Source organism: Kitasatospora sp. NPDC001309 (assembly GCF_042896295.1).
Lineage (GTDB): Bacteria > Actinomycetota > Actinomycetes > Streptomycetales > Streptomycetaceae > Kitasatospora.
This window is the reverse complement of record NZ_JBIAXC010000091.1, coordinates 1-14360: the sequence shown is the minus strand read 5'-3', so window position 1 is coordinate 14360 and position 14360 is coordinate 1. Positions and strand designations below refer to the sequence as shown.

Here is a 14360-nt window from a genome sequence, read left to right as displayed (position 1 = left end):
GGGGGGGGGGGGGCGCGCGGGCGGGGGGGGGGGGGCCCGGGGGGTTGGGGGGGGGGGCGGGGGGGGGGCGCCCCCGGGGGGGGGGCCGCGGGGGGGGGGGGCCCCCCCCCCCCCCCGGGCCCGGTTCGTTACCGCTGTCCGTTACCGCTGTTCGTTGTCCTCGGTTCCGGTCGGTCAGTCGAGGGTGTAGCCGAGGACGCCCTCGGCGTTCTGGCCCTCGCAGTTGAGGTCGTTGGAGTCGAAGTGCTCGCCGTTGACGGTGCAGCGGCGCAGCACGCGGGTCGCCACACCGGCCGGCGGGGCGGTGTAGAGGTACCCGAGCGTGGTGACGAACTGCTGGCCCTCGCAGTTCGAGGCCAGCGAGCTGAACGTGTCCGTGCCGCCCCACGCGCGGCACTCGTACAGCGGGGTGGTGCCGGCGACCTGGCTGCCGGAGATCCAGCCGAGGCTGCCCTCCAGGTAGTAGCCCGCGGGCGCCGCCGAGGTGGTGCTCAGGTGCTCGGGGCCGTTGTACCGGTTGAGGTTGACGGTGCCGGGGGCGGGCTGGGTGGCGCACTGGAGCTGGGCGCTGCCCTCCCAGCTCGTGACCGGCCCGATGACGGCGGACTCGGCCGACTTCGCGCCGCGGGCCGCGAGTTGGTTGTTGTTCGGCCAGGCCTGGGCGGTGCCGACCTGGAGGCACTGGGTGCTGCTGAAACCGGCCGCCCGGGCCTGGGCGAGGGCGTCGTTGAGCGCGCTCTGCTTGGCCTGGGCGGACGTCGAACCGAAGCCGTCGCCCGTGTAGTTGGCCTGGGACGGGGTCGCCGAGGCGGGGATCGCGGCGGCCAGCAGCATGGTGCCGGCGGCTGCGACGATGCCCAGTGCGCGGGGGATTGCCCTCATGGTGTGGCCTTTCGTCGTGGGATCCGGTCGGGCCGGCGCGGGTGGCGGGGCCCGGAGGCGGCGGCCCGGGCCGGGGGTCGAGTTGCGGGTCCCGGCGTCCGGCCCGGCGCCGGAAGGAAAGCTAGCGAGGTCCCGGCCCGTCGTGGATCGGGGGTTTCCGCAGGCTCCCCGAGGGGGTGCCGGCCCCGGGGACTGCGGGAATCCACGATGGGCACGGACGGCGTCCGGCCGCAGGATCAGCCGTGCCGGACCGGGTCCAGGGCGCGCGCCACGGCGGCCCGGCCGCTGATCCCCAACTTCCGGTAGACCGAGGTGAGATGGGACTCCACCGTGCGGACGCTGAGGAACAGCCGGGCGGCGATGGCCTGGTTGGTGAGCCCCTGGGCGGTCAGGTCCGCGATCTCGTGCTCGCGCGCGGAGAGCGACGGCCCCTCGGGCGGGGCCGGTCGGCCCGGCGGGACGGCCGCGTCGGGCACCGTCCTGGCGCCGCGGGCCTCGGCGGCGCACCGGCCGGCCCGCCAGGGCAGCTCCGCCCGGGCCAGCAGGGCGTGCGCCCCCGCCCGGCCGAACAGCCGCCGGGCCGCGTCGGTCGCGCCCTCGTACCCGGACCGGTCGCCGTGCTCGGCGGCGATCTCGGCGGCCACCAGCTGGGCCATCCCGGCCCTGACCACGAAGCCGGAGGCGGCCAGTCCGTCCGCGGCCCGGCGGGCCAGTGCCGTCGCCCGGTCCTGCTCCCCGCGCACCCGCAGCAGCCGGGCCGAGGCCAGCGACACCACGGCGCCGGCCGCCGGCAGCCCGGCGCTGCGGGCCGCCCGTCCGGCCAGTTCCACGTGCCGGGCCACCAGGGCGGTGTTGCCCTCCGCCGCGTGCACCGCGGCCATCAGGTCGTGGCCGTGGGCGGGCATCGGGTCGCGCCACCGTCCGTCGCCCAGGTTCAGCAGCCGGGCGGCCTCGGCCGCCGACGGCGGCTGCCCGCAGACCACCGAGGCCTCCACCACGGCGTGCCGGACGACCGCGCGCCACACCGCCGTCGGCGGCTCCGGCAGGCCGAGCAGCAGCTCCAGCGCGGGGCCCGCGGCGGCCGGTCCGCCCTGCCAGGCCAGCGCCCGGAGCCGGAGCGCCGCCGCGATCGCCAGGGTCTCGGTCGCGCCGAGCTCCCGCGCCAGCTCCAGGGCCCGGTCGGCGGCGGCCCGGGCCGCGTCCAGCGGTCCCGACATCAGCAGCAACGCCGCCCGCACCGCGTGCAGTTGCGGGATGACGTAGTGGTGCTGGTGGCGTTCGGCCAGGGCGATGCCCCGCTCGATGCGCTCGGCGGTGCGCTGCCGGCGCTCCAACAGCACACCGGCCCAGCCGAGTTCGGGCAGCGCGGCGAGGGCCCGGAGCTGCCCGCGGGCGTCCAGCGAGTCGGCGAGGCGCTCGGCCGCGTCCAGCGCCCGGCGGGCGGCGGGCACCGCCCCCTGGCCGATCGCGGCGAGGCTGGTCAGGCCGTGCGCGGTCAGCCGGGTACCGGCCGAGTCGTCGCGGCGTACGGCGGCCTCGATCCGGTGCAGGCTCCGCTCGGTCCGACCGTTCATCACATCCAGCCTGGCGAGCTGGAGTTGATCGCGGACCCGGCCGCCGCCGTCCCGCTCCAGCAGGCCGTACACCCGGTCCGTGCGGCCGCGCAGCCGTTCCGCGAGGGCGACCGGGCCGGCGGCCCGCTCCCGGTCCGGGGCCGGGCCCGACAGCAGCGGGCCCAGCGCCGCGGTGGCCTCGTCCAGCCGGCCGGTGAGGGTGAGCGCCCGGCCGAGCAGCAGCGTTGTCTCGGTGCGCAGTTCGGCGCAGTCCGCCCGCTCGGGCAGCGCCGCCAGGACGGCGTGCAGCCAGCGGGCGCTGGTCACCGGCTCGGGATCGAGGACGGTACGGGCGGCCGCGGTGAGCCTCGCCAGCAGCTCCCGGTCCGCGCCCGGCGTGGCGTAGGCGGCCTGCCCGGCCCACTCCGCGAGCGGGGCCCCGCAGCGGTCGAGGTGGTCGGCGGCCCGCCGGTGCGCCCCGGCCCGCCAGGCCGACCCGGCGAGCCGGTAGAGGGCGGCGGCCGGCAGCGGCCGGGTGAAGCGGTGGCGGCCGCCGGCCGGGGCGAGGAGGCCGTGCCCGGCCAGTTCGTCGAGTGCCCCGGCCACCGCCCCGGTGGGCAGTTCGGCCACGGCCGCCACCAGCGCCGGGTCGAACTCCGGTCCGGCCACGGCGGCGGCGCGCAGCACCGTGCGGGTCCGCTCCGCCAGGGTGGCCAGTTCCCCGCGCAGCTCCGGCCCGGGCTGCCAGTCGGCGGTGGCGGGTGCCGTCGGCTGCGGCCCGAGAACGCGCGGATCGCCCGCGGCCAGCCCGGCCAGCAGGTCGGTGGGCAGTTCCGTGGGCAGTTCGGGCGGCGGCCCGGTGCACGGCCCGGCCGACGGCTCCGTGAGGGCGCGCAGGTACCGGGGGTTGCCGCCACTGGCCCGCGCCAGTAATCGGAGCCGTTCCGGTGCCGCCCCCGGCACCAGCCGGGCGATCGCGGCCGGGCCCAGGGGTGCGAGCTCGATCCACACCGCGTCGGCGTCGGCGAGGGTACGGGTCAGCCAGGGCGGACAGCCGCCGCTGCGACAGGCCAGGACGACGGTGAACCGCCCGGTCGGCGGGCTCGCGATCAGCCGGTCGAGCAGCAGCAGCGACTCCCGGTCGGCCCACTGGACGTCGTCCAGCAGGAGGACGGGCGGGGCCCCGGCGAGTGCCTCGCGCAGCTGCCGGTGCTGCCGGTGCCCGTGCTCGGGTCCGTCGGCGTTCCCGGTTCCGGTTCTGAGTCCGTGCCCGGCCCCGCTCCCGGTTCCGGCTTCGGCCTGGTCGGCGAAGGCTTCGAGCAGGCTCCGGGCGCCGGTGTCCCAGAGCGCGTCCAGCAGCAGCCCGTACGGCACCGGGCGGCCGTCCCCGGTGGCCCGGGCCCGCGCCGGGGCCACCGGTCGTCCCGATCCGGCTGCCGTGCGCCGCAGTTCGGCCAGCAGGCGGCTCTTGCCGATGCCCGGCGGCCCCTCCAGCACGCCGACCGCCGGCCGTCGGTGGCCGGTCGTCAGCAGCCCGGTGAGCAGGCCCAGTTCGTGGTCGCGCCCGGCCAGTACGTCGTCGTCCCGAGAAGTCAGCACGAGCTGGGATGAAACCACGTCCGGGCCGCAACGCCCAGGTGTCGCACACGGAAAGCCGCCGGAGACCGCCCTGGGTGGGCGGGGCCCGGCGGTCAGCAGTACGGGACGGGATCGGTCTCGCTGGTGATGTCGGTGTCCCGCACGAAGCCGACCGCGCCGTTGTCGGCCGTGGTCAGCAGCCAGCGGGTCGGGTGCGGTCCGCCGACCCAGGCCTGGTTGTCCTCCTTGCAGGAGAACCAGCTGGGGTCGGTGTTCAGGTAGCCGACGACGGTGTTCGGGTCCGGGTAGACGTGGTTGTCGCCGACGGTGCCGAAGACCGGGGCGCCGGGCACGTTGTGGCAGTACCACCGGTTGGCGTCCCCGGGCCAGCAGTTGTCGGCCGCCGAGGCGGACGGCGCGGCCACCACGCCCAGGCCCACGGCGAGGGCGGTGGCGGCGGTGATCCTGGCGGTGATCCTGGCGGTGATCCGGGCGGTGGCCCTGGCAGTGGCCCTGGCAGTGGTCCTGGCGGTGCGGAACGGGTTGGACATGGCGTGCTCCTGGTGCTGTGCGCGCGGGTCGGTTCGGCGCGCAGCATGCCCGGCGGCCCCGGCGTGTCACACCTCCGGTGGGCGGGGTGGCGGCAAGTGTCCGGTCTTCCGGTGTTCGTGTCCGAACCTCTCCGATTCCGATCGCGCACCCGGCCGTCGGTCGCTCAGTCCCGCCCGGCGGCGCTCCCCGGGAGCCCTGCGGCGAAGGCGGGCAGCCATCGGGAGAACAGCCCCGCGGTGGCCAGCACCAGGACGCCCATGACGGCGACGGAGCGACCGGTCGTCATCGCCTCGGCGATCAGCCCGGCCGCGACCGGGCTGAGGCCCTGGGCCGTCATCAGTCCGGTCGACTGCAGACCGAAGGCCTGCCCCCGGGAGTGCTCCGGAACCGCGGCCAGGAACGGCCGTTGCAGGCCCAGCGAGTAGCAGAACCCCACGCCCACCGCGACCAGCAGCACCCCGCCGAGCGCCACCGGGAGGCCGGGCACCGCGAAGGCCAGGAGCGGCGCGCCGAGCACGGCCAGCAGCGGCAGCACCGAACGCTCCACCGTGCCGGCGCGGACGAACCGCCCCAGCACGGTGTTGCCCACCAGCATGCCGACCGGCAGGCAGGCGAGCAGCACCCCGCCGGTGCCGGTCGACAGCCCCCGGTCCCGTACGTACGGCAGGACCAGGCTCTCCGCCCCGGTGGCGAGGGCCGGCGGGAGCCAGCGCACCAGCAGCAGCCGCCGGACCCGCCGGTCCGCCAGCAGCCGCCGGCTCTCCGCCCAGCTGCCGCCCACGGTCGAGCTCCGCCCGCCCGCGCCGGAGCTCCGCCCGCCCGCCGCGCGGCGCGGCTGATGCGGCAGCGGCAGCGGGCCGAGCCGGGCCGCCACCCACACCCCGGCCGCCAGGTGCGCGAGCGCGGTGACCAGCAGCGCGCGGCGCGCGCCCAGGCCCGCGACCGCCAGGCCGCCGCAGCCCAGCCCCAGCAACTGGGCGCCGGAGGACACCACGTTCAGCAGGGAGCGGCCGGGGACGTACGCGGTGCCCGGCAGCACCTCGGCCACCGCCCGGCCGGTGGCGCCCTGGCTCACCGGCGTGGTGGCGGCCACCGCCGCGACCAGGGCGAGCACGGCCCAGTACGGCATCGCGACCAGCACCAGGACGACGGCGGTGGCGCCCTCCAACAGGTAGCCGAGGCCGATCAGCCGGGCGGGCTGCACCCGGTCCGCGACGTTGCCGAGCAGTCCGGAGCCGATCACCTGGGGGATGAAGGAGATGCCGTAGGCGAGCGCACCGAGCACGGTGGAGCCGGTGGCCGTCAGCACCAGGACGGAGAGGGCGACCGCGCGCAGGCTCTCGGCCACCGTGCCCAGCCCGTAGCCGCACAGCAGCACCCGGTACGGGGCCACCGCCAGCAGCTGCCGGTAGCCGACGCGCTCGGCGGCCGGTGCCGTCGGGGGCGCGCCCGCGGCACCGGTCACGGCCGCGCCCCCGGCCTCCGGCCGCCCGCAGGAGCCCGTTCACCCGCGAGCTGTCGTTCGCCCGCGGGAGCCCGGTCGGCGCCCGTGACCAGCAGTTGCTGGAGGCCGCGCAGGGTCGCGCTGGGCCGCCGCACCGGCTCCCCGACGATCCGCAGCTCCTCGTACCGGTCGCCGAGCGCGTGGAACAGCGCCTGCACGATCCGGACGGCCAGGTGGTTGCCCAGGCAGGCGTGCACGCCCCGGCCGAACCCGAGGTGCGGGTTGGGGTCGCGTCCGAAGTCGGCCCGGCCGGGCTCCGGGAAGACGGCCGGGTCGTGGTCGGCGGCGCCGAACACCGCGAGCACCACCTCGCCCCGGCGCAGGCGCCGGCTGCCCAGGTCGACGTCGGTGTGGACGGCCCGGCCGGTCGCCTGCACCGGACCGTCCAGCCGGAGCAGCTCGTTGACGGTGGCGGAGTCCGTCCTGCGCAGGTCCGCGCCGCTGAGCGCGCCGTGCCGGTCCAGCCCGAGCAGGGCGTTGCCGATCAGGCTGGTGGTGGAGGTGTAGCCGGCGTGGAACAGCGCCCGCGCCGTGTTGACCAGGTGTTCGGCGGGCACCTCGCGCCGGGCGGCGGTGAGCCCGGCCATCATGCCGTCGGTGTACTCGGCCCGGAACCAGCCGTCGACGAGGTCGTTGAGCAGCACGCGGGCGGCCAGGCCCGGTTCGATCCGCTCCGGCGCGAGGCCCCCGTCCATGCTGAGGACCAGGGCGCGGGAGGCCGCGCGGAACTCGGCGTCCTGGACCGGCGGCGGGGCGCCGAACAGCAGGCAGGTGGCGGACAGCGACAGCGGTTCGGCGAGCTCGGTGATCACGTCGGCCGGTTCGTCGCCGAGCCCGGCGACCAACTCCTCGGCCGTGCGCCGGACCTGCTCGGTCCAGCGGTCCAGGTCGACCGAGCGGAGCGCGGCGAGCACCGGCTTGCGCAGCTCGGTGTGCTCGGGCGGGTCGAGGGTCTGCATGCTGAGCCGCTGCCAGGGGACGTCCCGGCCGGCCTTGCGCAGGTCGGAGCCGAAGGTCCCGGTGTCCTTGACCACCCGGAGGCAGTCCTCGTGCCGGGTGAGCACCCACACGCCGAGCTGCTCGTGCCAGTGCACCGGGTCCTCGGCGCGCAGCCGGGCGTAGACCGGGCGCGGGTCGGCCAGCACGGCGGGGCTGAGCGGGGCGAAGAGTTCCCCGCCGGGCTCCGCGGTCACCGGGCCGCCCCCGTCGGCGGACGGTCGACGGCGCCCGGGCCGCCCGAGCGCCGGGCCAGCACGAAGTCCTCCGGCAGGCCGGGCGGCGGGTCCAGGAGCGCGAAGCCCGCCTCGGCGAGCTCCCGGTGCACGGCGGGCCGCGGCACCGTGAACAGCATCCGGGAGACCGTCTCCTGCTGGACGGTCCGGCCGTCCAGGCTCGCCGTGTACTCGGCCCGGCGCCGCATGGTGGAGTCGGTGAGGGCCTCCGAGGAGGTGCGCAGCCGGTACTCGACCCCGGCCACCGTGGTCCGTGCGGCGGTCCGCAGCTCCCAGGTGCTCGGCCGGCCGTCGGTGAGCATGTCGAGGGCGAGCAGCCCGCCCGGCCGGACGGCGCCCGCCAGGTCCGCGAACAGCTTGCGCCGGTCCGGGCCGTCGAGGCATTGCAGCACCCCGGCGCACAGCGCGTAGTCCACCCCGGTGGGCAGGCCGGTCGCGCCTGCCGGGAGCAGCACCGTCCGCGCGGCGAGCTCGGGCCGGGCGGACAGCTTGGCGAGGTGGACCGCGCGCATCCCGCGCGAGGGCTCGAAGCAGTGGACGGTGCAGCCGAGTTCGGCCAGCCGCAGGGCCAGGGTGCCGGTGCCGGAGCCGAAGTCCAGCACCACGTCACCGGCGCGCGCCGGCCCGGCGAACGCGTCGCCGTTCGGCGAGGTCTGGTGGCCGGCGGCGGAGGCCCGGGCGAAGAGGTCGTAGTAGTAGGCCATGACGTCGTACGGATCCGGTGCGGCGAGCGCGCTGCCGCCGGTGGGCTCTTCCACTCTGCATCAGTTCCTTCGGGAATCGTGGCGGTGCGCAGGCCGGAAAAAGGTGTTGGCCGTCGGCTCATCAGCCGTCGGCCAACACTCGCGCTATTCCTGTGTTCATGGATTCAACAGGTTTACGGGTTTCAGTGGTCGTAGCTCATGTCGAGCCCCCTTTCCGCTGACGACTGCAGAAACTATCCACCGCGCCGAACCGTCGGACAACGCCGGGAATGCGGCAGCAAACTGCATGGCAGCTACTTCCGCCATTTCCGGCGCCGGGCCGACGCCTTGCTAGGCGAGCCAGACCGGCCCCCAGGAGAGCGGCTGCGCGCCCAGGATCGGATCCTCGACCACCCTGATGCCCAGCACCCGGAGCCGGCGGGCGGACAGGTAGCACAGCACGTCCTCGGTCAGCCGGTGCAGCGCTCCGTCGGACAGCGCCCCGAGCAGCCCGTCGGCGGACGGCCGCCCGGCCCCGCCGGCCGGCTGCGGGGCCGCCCAGGCCGACCGCTGCGCCCGGGTCACCGCCGCGGCCCGCGCATGGCGCAGGGCCCCGCAGACGTCGGCGCCCCAGGCCGCCGTCGGCGGCGCGCCGGACGGCCGGTCGAGGAGGCGGACGATCCGCCATCCCCCGGGCAGGCCGGGCACCCGGTGGACCACGAGGCCCCGCCCGTTCCCCGGCGCCCCCGCCCCGACGGCCCGCCGGTCGGCCGCCCGCCGGGACAGCAGGGCGAGGGCGCCGTCGAGCAGCCAGTGCCGCTCGCTCGGCCCCGCCGCGCCGACGCTGGGGCCGCGGGGGGCCGGCCCGCCGCCGGGGTAGGGCGCGGGGGCCAGCGACCGCAGGCCGTCCAGGACGTGGTGGAGGTGCGGGGGCCGGTCGAGCGGGCCCCGGTGGTCCGGCGGCCGGCGGGTCGTGACGAGCAGGCCGCTCCACGGTTCGAGCAGCGGGGCCGCGCCGCGCAGCGGGTCCTCGGGGTCGGCCGGGGTGTCCGTCAGCCGGTCGCCGAGCGCGCGGATCCCGCTCCACCCCGGGCGGCCCGGGCCCGCCAGGGTGACCCGGCTGACCGAGCCGCTCGCCCGGTGCACGACCGCGGCGCCGTCGTGCGGGGAGCGGGCGAGCAGTTCCCTGAGGGTCTCGCGCAGCGCCGTTCCGGCGGTGCCCGGGCCGCCGCCGGGCGGCGCCGGTGGGCTCGGCGCTCCGCCGGCGCGGTGCCACAGCGCGACCCGTCTGACCAGTTCCTCGTGCCACTCGCCCGGCCGGGCGCCGCCGGGGCCGAGGACGGCGAGGCCGGGCAGCACGGTGACCGGCATCGGCTGCTGCTTGTCGGGCATGCGGCGCGGGGCGTCCTTCATGAGGGGGCGGCGTGCGATCGGCCCCCGCCTCCGACGCTCCGGTGCCCCGCGGCACCGAACGGGGTGCCACGGGTACGGCTTCGACCAAGCTTCGGCCCGGCCGCGGTGCCGCGTCCATCGGGGGAGCGCGGCAGGAAGCTGCACGGCAGTCTTGCCCGCGCGGACGGCGGACGGCGGACGGCGGACGGCGGACGGCGGTGGGGGCCGGTGAGGGTGTCCGCGGGTGGGGCGAATTCCCGTACGGCCTGTGGGGGAATGCCGCGCGCGGGACCACCGAATCATCAATTCCGGTATCGGCATTCCGTTTCCGTCCGGGCCGGTCCGGAAACGGGTGGCCGGTTTTCCATGCCCATGACGACAGTGCGGGCTAGGGTGTCCCGTGAAGCGTCGCTGTTGTCCGACGGTGAGGCGTGTGGATTGCGGTGGAAATGTCCCAAAAGGATATGACGTACCTGGACGACACCAGTTCCGCGAAGACCGGTTCCGTGCAGCTGAGCCCGATCGCCGTATCGATCTACGGCGCGGCCCTGCGGCGCGGCCGGATCTCCGAGGCGGACCAGCCCGAGCTGCTCGAAGAACTGCGCGCCACCCCCGCCGAGGTCGAGCTCGGGCTGGCCGTCCTCAGGGAGTTGAGGCTGCTCACCCCGGCCCTCGACGACCCCGGCGCACTGACCCCGGCCAGTCCCGACTCGGCCGCCGCCGAACTGGTCACCCCCATCAAGCAGGAGATCGCCGGCCTGGAGCAGTTGGCGTCGGACCTCGAATCCCGGGTGCTCTCGCTCAAGTCGCTCTACTTCGAGAGCCGTCAGCGGCGCAACCGCCGGGAGGCCGTCGACGTCATCGACGGCGCGGGCCGCGTCCGCTCGGTGCTGGGCGAGGCCTTCCGCCGCTGCGCGGTCGAGGTCCTCGGCGCCCACCCCGGCGTCATCTCCGAGCAGGACATCGAGGGTTCACTGCCCGAGCAGCTGGAGCTGCTGGCCCGCGGCGTCCGCCTGCGCCTGCTCTTCCAGCACCCGGTCAGGACGAGCGCCCGCCGGCGCGAACTGCTCGAACGGCTCACCCGGGCCGGCGGCCGGATCCGCACCTGCGAGGAGATCGCCGACCGGATCGTCATCCTCGACCGCGAGACCGCGTTCATCCCCACCTGCTCCGGCCCCGACGGCGCGGTCGTCCTGCGCGAGCCCTCCACCGTCGACTTCCTCTACCGCTCCCTCGAACAGGCCTGGTCCGCCGCCCTGCCCTTCGAGCCCGACGGCCCGGGCGGTCCCGGCGGCCCCGGCGCGCCCCGCCGTGGCATCGAGGGCGAGGAGATCAAGCGCGCGATCCTGCGGATGCTCGCCGCGGGCGCCAAGGACGACCTGATCTCCCGCCGGCTGAGCATCTCGGTCCGGACCTGCCGCCGCCACATCGCCGAGATGATGGACGAACTGGAGGTCTCCAGCCGTTTCCAGGCCGGGGTCAAGGCGATCGAGGCGGGCCTGATCCGCTGCTCGACGGCCCCGGGTGCCCCGGCGTCCCGGGAGGCGGCCTGCTGACCGGTGGTGCGGGTCGGCGCTGTCGGTCGGAGAGCCGGCGGGTCAGCCCACCGGGGTCGGCAGGGCGTCGGCGAACCGGTCGACCACCTCCTCCAGGGCGGTGGCGGCGCCGGGGGAGAGCGCGGTGCTGCCGTCCGGCGCGGTCAGGATGTCGCGGTCGAGGACGAACCAGCCCTGGGTGACGTGCGCGGCCCCCATGCTGGTGAGCACCGGCCGCAGGGCGTAGTCCACCGCCAGGACGTGGGCCGGTGAGCCGCCGGTGGCCAGCGGCAGCACGGTCCGGCCCGCCAGGGCGTACTGCGGCAGCAGGTCCAGCAGGCACTTGAGCAGGCCCGAGTAGGCGGCCTTGTAGACGGGCGTGCCCACCACGACGCCGTCGGACCGCCGCAGCAGCTCGGCGACCTCGACGACGGCGGGGTGGGCGACGTCCGCGCCGGTGAGCACCTCCGCGGGCAGCCGGCGCACCTCCAGCGCGGTGACGTGGTGGCCGTGGGCTTCGAGGCGGTGGGCGGCCGCCCCGAGCAGGCGGGTGGTGCGGGAGACGGGGGACGGGCTGCCGGAGAGGGTGAGGATGCGGGCCATGGGAACCTCGATCGGGCGGTGCGGTGGGCGGGTGGGTCGTGACGCGACGCCCAGGTGGGTCGTCGTACGGCCTGCGGGCCTGCGGGCCGGTGTCAGACGGTGGCGATCCGGTGGATCTCGGCGAGGGTGCGGGCGTCCAGCAGGTCGGGCAGCGACAGCCGGCGGCCGCTGAGGCGTTCCAGGGCGGTGAGCAGGCTCAGCAGGTGGAGCGAGTCCCAGCCGGGGAGGTCGTCGAAGTCGACCTCGGCATCCTCGGGGCCGAGCGGCAGGCCCAGTTCGGTGGCGGCCACGGTGATCAGTTCGGCGAGGCCGTCGGGGGCGGTCATGCGGGGTGTCCTTCCAGGAGGCCGGCCAGTTCGGCGTCGAGCCGCAGGTGGCCGGGCGGGGGCAGTTCGGTGGCGAGGTCGTGGCGGAAGGCGAGGCCGCCGTTCGCGGCTGCCGGGTCGTCGGCGGGGGCGAAGCCGTACCGGGGGAGGAGGTCCTTGACCGTGCCGTTGCGCGGGCCGGGCCGGTAGTGGCCGGTGACCGCGCGCAGGCCGGTGCCGGCGGCCAGGCCGAGGACGGCGGAGAGCACCGCCTGCTCGATGCCGCGGGAGAACACCCGGCAGCTCAGCAGGAAGTTGTCGATCCGCAGCGCCTCGCCCTCCCGGCTCAGGAAGACCGCGCCGACCAGGCCGTTGTCGCCGAAGCGGTCGGCGGAGCGCACGGTGAGCACCCCGGAGCCCTCGGCGGCCGCGAAGGCCGCCACCTCGGCGGGCTGGAGGCGGCGGGTGGTCAGGTTGAACTGGTTCGTCCGCAGGGTGAGTTGGGAGACCCGGGGGAGTTCCTCGGCGGCCAGCGGGCGCAGCCTGACCTCGACGCCCAGCTCGTCCAGGTACTCGGCGAGCGAGTCGAACCCCTGGAGGAAGTCGCTGCGGGCGACCTCGCCCCGGTAGAGCGCGGCGCGCTCGCGGTCCTCACCGGTCAGCCGGCGGACGTCGAACCAGCCGTCGGACAGCAGCCGTTCGACGTGCAGCGCCGGTTCCTCGTCCAGCGCCACCACCGCGACCTCGGGCAACTCCCGCCTGACCAGGCCGCGTTCGTAGGGCGAGTCGTCGACGAAGACGAAGCCGGAGGTGCCCAGGTTGAGCGCCTCGGCGAGGTCGGTGATCCCGGCCGGCTTGGGGAGCCAGTCGGCCGTCACCCGGACGAAGTCCGCCTCGCGCAGCGTCATCTCCGGGTGGTCCCGCAGGACGGCCAGGACCGGCTCGGGGTCGTTCTTGCTGACGGCGGCGAGCAGCACGCCCTGGGAGCCGAGCTGTTTGACCACCCGCTGGAACCCGCGGAACGCCTCGCCGCGCGGCGTCCCGCCCGCCTCGACGCCCTCCGGGCCGTCGTCGCCGAGGATGCCGCCCCACAGCGTCTGGTCCAGGTCCAGGACGAGCACCTTGCGGGTCAGCCCGGCCAGGTGGCGGGCCAGGTGCCCGGCCTCGCGGGCGTAGGCGGCGAGCAGCGGCTCGGAGAGGTGGGCCTTCGCGTAGACGTCGAGCCGGGCGTCGGTGACCGGGACGCCCTCGGCGAGCAGCGGGTCGAGGTCGAGGACCACCACCGAGGGGTTCTCCTCGCCCAGCCGCAGCAGCCGGGCGTTGGCCTCCCGCCAGAGCGCGCCGAGCCGGGCGCGGGACTGGTGGTCGACCAGCTGGTGGGTCCAACGCCGCGGCAGGGGAATGGTGTTGAGGACCAGGACGCCGCGGGCCGAGGCCGCGAAGCGGGCCGCCAGCGCGGTGATCAGCTCGACCTTGCCGTCCAGCACCCGGGCCGCGTCCTCCGGCCGCCAGGGCAGCGGGACCTCGTCGAAGACCACGGCCGGGTCGAGCAGGCAGAGCGTCAGGTCCGGATCGGCGGCGTAGAGCGGGCTGCCGGGGTCGGACAGCTCGAACACCCAGCTGTCGAAGTCGCCCCGGTACGGGCGCAACAGCAGTCCGTGCCGGGCTAGTTCGCCGGTCAGCGGGGCGATCAGCGGGGCGACGGTGCCGTGCCCGAGGACGGCGACGGTGAGCACGGGGGTGCCCGGGTGGGCGGCCAGCACCTCCGCCGGGTCCAGCCCGGCCAGGATCCGGCCCGCGTGCGCCGTCCGGGCCGGGTCGGCCTCGGCGAGCAGGGCCCGGACACCGGGGTACCCGGCGGCGAGGCGGCCCTGACGGCGGAGGTCGAGCAGGGCGTGGGCCGGGTCGGCGGTCGTGTCCATCGGGGGCTCTCCGATCGGTCTTCTCCGGGGCGTGGGGCCGTGGAGCGGTGCCGGGCCATCGTGGCCGGGCGGGCTGAACCGGGCCTGAATCCCGGCCGGGCGAGGGCCGGTTCAGGGCCGGTTCAGGGCCGTTTTCGCGGCACCCCGGAGAGTGGGTGGCTCCCTGCGACCCCGAGACCCCGGGAGGTACCGGGTTGGACGTCCTGCATCCCCGGTCGGCGCGCCGCCGCCGGGCCGCCGCCTGGGCACTGCGCCGGATCCTGCTGCCGATGAGGTGGTTCGCCGTCGGCTGGGCGCCGCTGCCGGGCTGCGACGGCTCGGAGTGGGCCGGTCCGTCGGCGCGGCCCGGTTCGCCGTCGCCGCCGTCGCCGGTCGGCCCGCCGGCCGGGCACCCCGAGCGGCTGCTGGTCGGGGTGCCGCCCACGCCCGTCGAGCGGGAGCTGTGGGCGGGCCTGACCCGGCCGAGCTGAACGCGCCACGTTCAGGGGTGGTTTAGGGCCTGCCTCTTGGATCCTTGCCGGGGTCGCGACGCCGGGGCACGCACCTCGCCGCGTTGTCGTCGGTCGCCAATGCGCTGCATTGGGCTCCCTCCTCCGCCTTGCGATGCACGCACCCCAAC

Annotated in this window: 12 protein-coding genes; 2 read left to right on the top strand and 10 right to left on the bottom strand. The window is 76.4% G+C overall.

Translation table 11 applies throughout. From position 1 onward, the window contains the following. Positions 1-174: 174 nt before the first annotated feature. The 7 genes from ACFY2K_RS43015 to ACFY2K_RS42985 all read right to left on the bottom strand — a co-directional run bounded on the left by ACFY2K_RS43015 (position 175) and on the right by ACFY2K_RS42985 (position 9376). A complete protein-coding gene (locus ACFY2K_RS43015; RefSeq protein ID WP_375893206.1) occupies positions 175-882 on the bottom strand; it encodes a hypothetical protein in 708 nt (235 codons plus the stop codon). A 236-nt stretch (positions 883-1118) separates the two neighbouring features. Next, complete coding sequence (locus tag ACFY2K_RS43010; protein WP_387718520.1) at positions 1119-4034, bottom strand: AAA family ATPase; 2916 nt, start codon at positions 4032-4034, stop codon at positions 1119-1121. Positions 4035-4126: 92 nt separating this feature from the next. Beyond that, the gene (locus tag ACFY2K_RS43005) at positions 4127-4564 is read right to left on the bottom strand and encodes a hypothetical protein (protein WP_387718517.1); all 438 of its coding nucleotides are present in this window, start codon (positions 4562-4564) and stop codon (positions 4127-4129) included. Between the two features lie 164 nt (positions 4565-4728). Further along, positions 4729-6030 carry an MFS transporter gene (locus tag ACFY2K_RS43000; protein ID WP_387718514.1) on the bottom strand — a complete coding sequence of 434 codons (1302 nt, stop codon included), beginning with the start codon at positions 6028-6030 and terminating at the stop codon, positions 4729-4731. Beyond that, positions 6027-7262, bottom strand: coding sequence for a cytochrome P450 (locus ACFY2K_RS42995; protein ID WP_380643974.1), 1236 nt, complete (start codon positions 7260-7262; stop codon positions 6027-6029). Before ACFY2K_RS42995 ends, ACFY2K_RS43000 begins: the two co-directional genes overlap by 4 nt. Beyond that, positions 7259-8059, bottom strand: coding sequence for a class I SAM-dependent methyltransferase (locus ACFY2K_RS42990; RefSeq protein WP_387718511.1), 801 nt, complete (start codon positions 8057-8059; stop codon positions 7259-7261). The genes ACFY2K_RS42995 and ACFY2K_RS42990 overlap by 4 nt, the downstream gene beginning before the upstream one ends. 276 nt (positions 8060-8335) lie before the next feature. Beyond that, on the bottom strand, positions 8336-9376 hold the full coding sequence (locus ACFY2K_RS42985) for a hypothetical protein (RefSeq protein ID WP_387718508.1): 1041 nt from the start codon (positions 9374-9376) through the stop codon (positions 8336-8338). Positions 9377-9825: 449 nt separating this feature from the next. On the opposite strand from ACFY2K_RS42985, the gene ACFY2K_RS42980 reads away from it, so the two are divergent. After that, complete coding sequence (locus tag ACFY2K_RS42980; RefSeq protein WP_387718505.1) at positions 9826-10932, top strand: LuxR C-terminal-related transcriptional regulator; 1107 nt, start codon at positions 9826-9828, stop codon at positions 10930-10932. 42 nt (positions 10933-10974) lie between these two features. Here the strand turns inward: ACFY2K_RS42980 and ssuE are convergent, their stop codons facing one another. The 3 genes from ssuE to ACFY2K_RS42965 form a co-directional block, all read right to left on the bottom strand. Beyond that, positions 10975-11514, bottom strand: coding sequence for an NADPH-dependent FMN reductase (gene ssuE, locus ACFY2K_RS42975; RefSeq protein ID WP_387718502.1), 540 nt, complete (start codon positions 11512-11514; stop codon positions 10975-10977). A 92-nt stretch (positions 11515-11606) separates the two neighbouring features. After that, positions 11607-11840, bottom strand: coding sequence for a phosphopantetheine-binding protein (locus ACFY2K_RS42970; protein ID WP_380402165.1), 234 nt, complete (start codon positions 11838-11840; stop codon positions 11607-11609). Next, positions 11837-13741: an HAD-IIIC family phosphatase gene (locus ACFY2K_RS42965; RefSeq protein WP_387718499.1), complete on the bottom strand. Its 1905-nt coding sequence runs from the start codon at positions 13739-13741 to the stop codon at positions 11837-11839. Before ACFY2K_RS42965 ends, ACFY2K_RS42970 begins: the two co-directional genes overlap by 4 nt. Positions 13742-13935: 194 nt before the next feature. Between ACFY2K_RS42965 and ACFY2K_RS42960 the strand changes: the two genes are divergently transcribed. Continuing rightward, positions 13936-14211, top strand: coding sequence for a DUF6059 family protein (locus ACFY2K_RS42960; protein ID WP_387718496.1), 276 nt, complete (start codon positions 13936-13938; stop codon positions 14209-14211). The last annotated feature ends 149 nt before the right edge of the window (positions 14212-14360 follow it).

Coding starts and splice junctions, on each gene's coding strand:
- ACFY2K_RS43015 (WP_375893206.1), bottom strand. CDS start 882: ATGAGGGCAATCCCCCGCGCACTGGGCATCGTCGCAGCCGCCGGCACC.
- ACFY2K_RS43005 (WP_387718517.1), bottom strand. CDS start 4,564: ATGTCCAACCCGTTCCGCACCGCCAGGACCACTGCCAGGGCCACTGCC.
- ACFY2K_RS42985 (WP_387718508.1), bottom strand. CDS start 9,376: ATGCCCGACAAGCAGCAGCCGATGCCGGTCACCGTGCTGCCCGGCCTC.
- ACFY2K_RS42980 (WP_387718505.1), top strand. CDS start 9,826: ATGTCCCAAAAGGATATGACGTACCTGGACGACACCAGTTCCGCGAAG.
- ssuE (WP_387718502.1), bottom strand. CDS start 11,514: ATGGCCCGCATCCTCACCCTCTCCGGCAGCCCGTCCCCCGTCTCCCGC.
- ACFY2K_RS42970 (WP_380402165.1), bottom strand. CDS start 11,840: ATGACCGCCCCCGACGGCCTCGCCGAACTGATCACCGTGGCCGCCACC.
- ACFY2K_RS42965 (WP_387718499.1), bottom strand. CDS start 13,741: ATGGACACGACCGCCGACCCGGCCCACGCCCTGCTCGACCTCCGCCGT.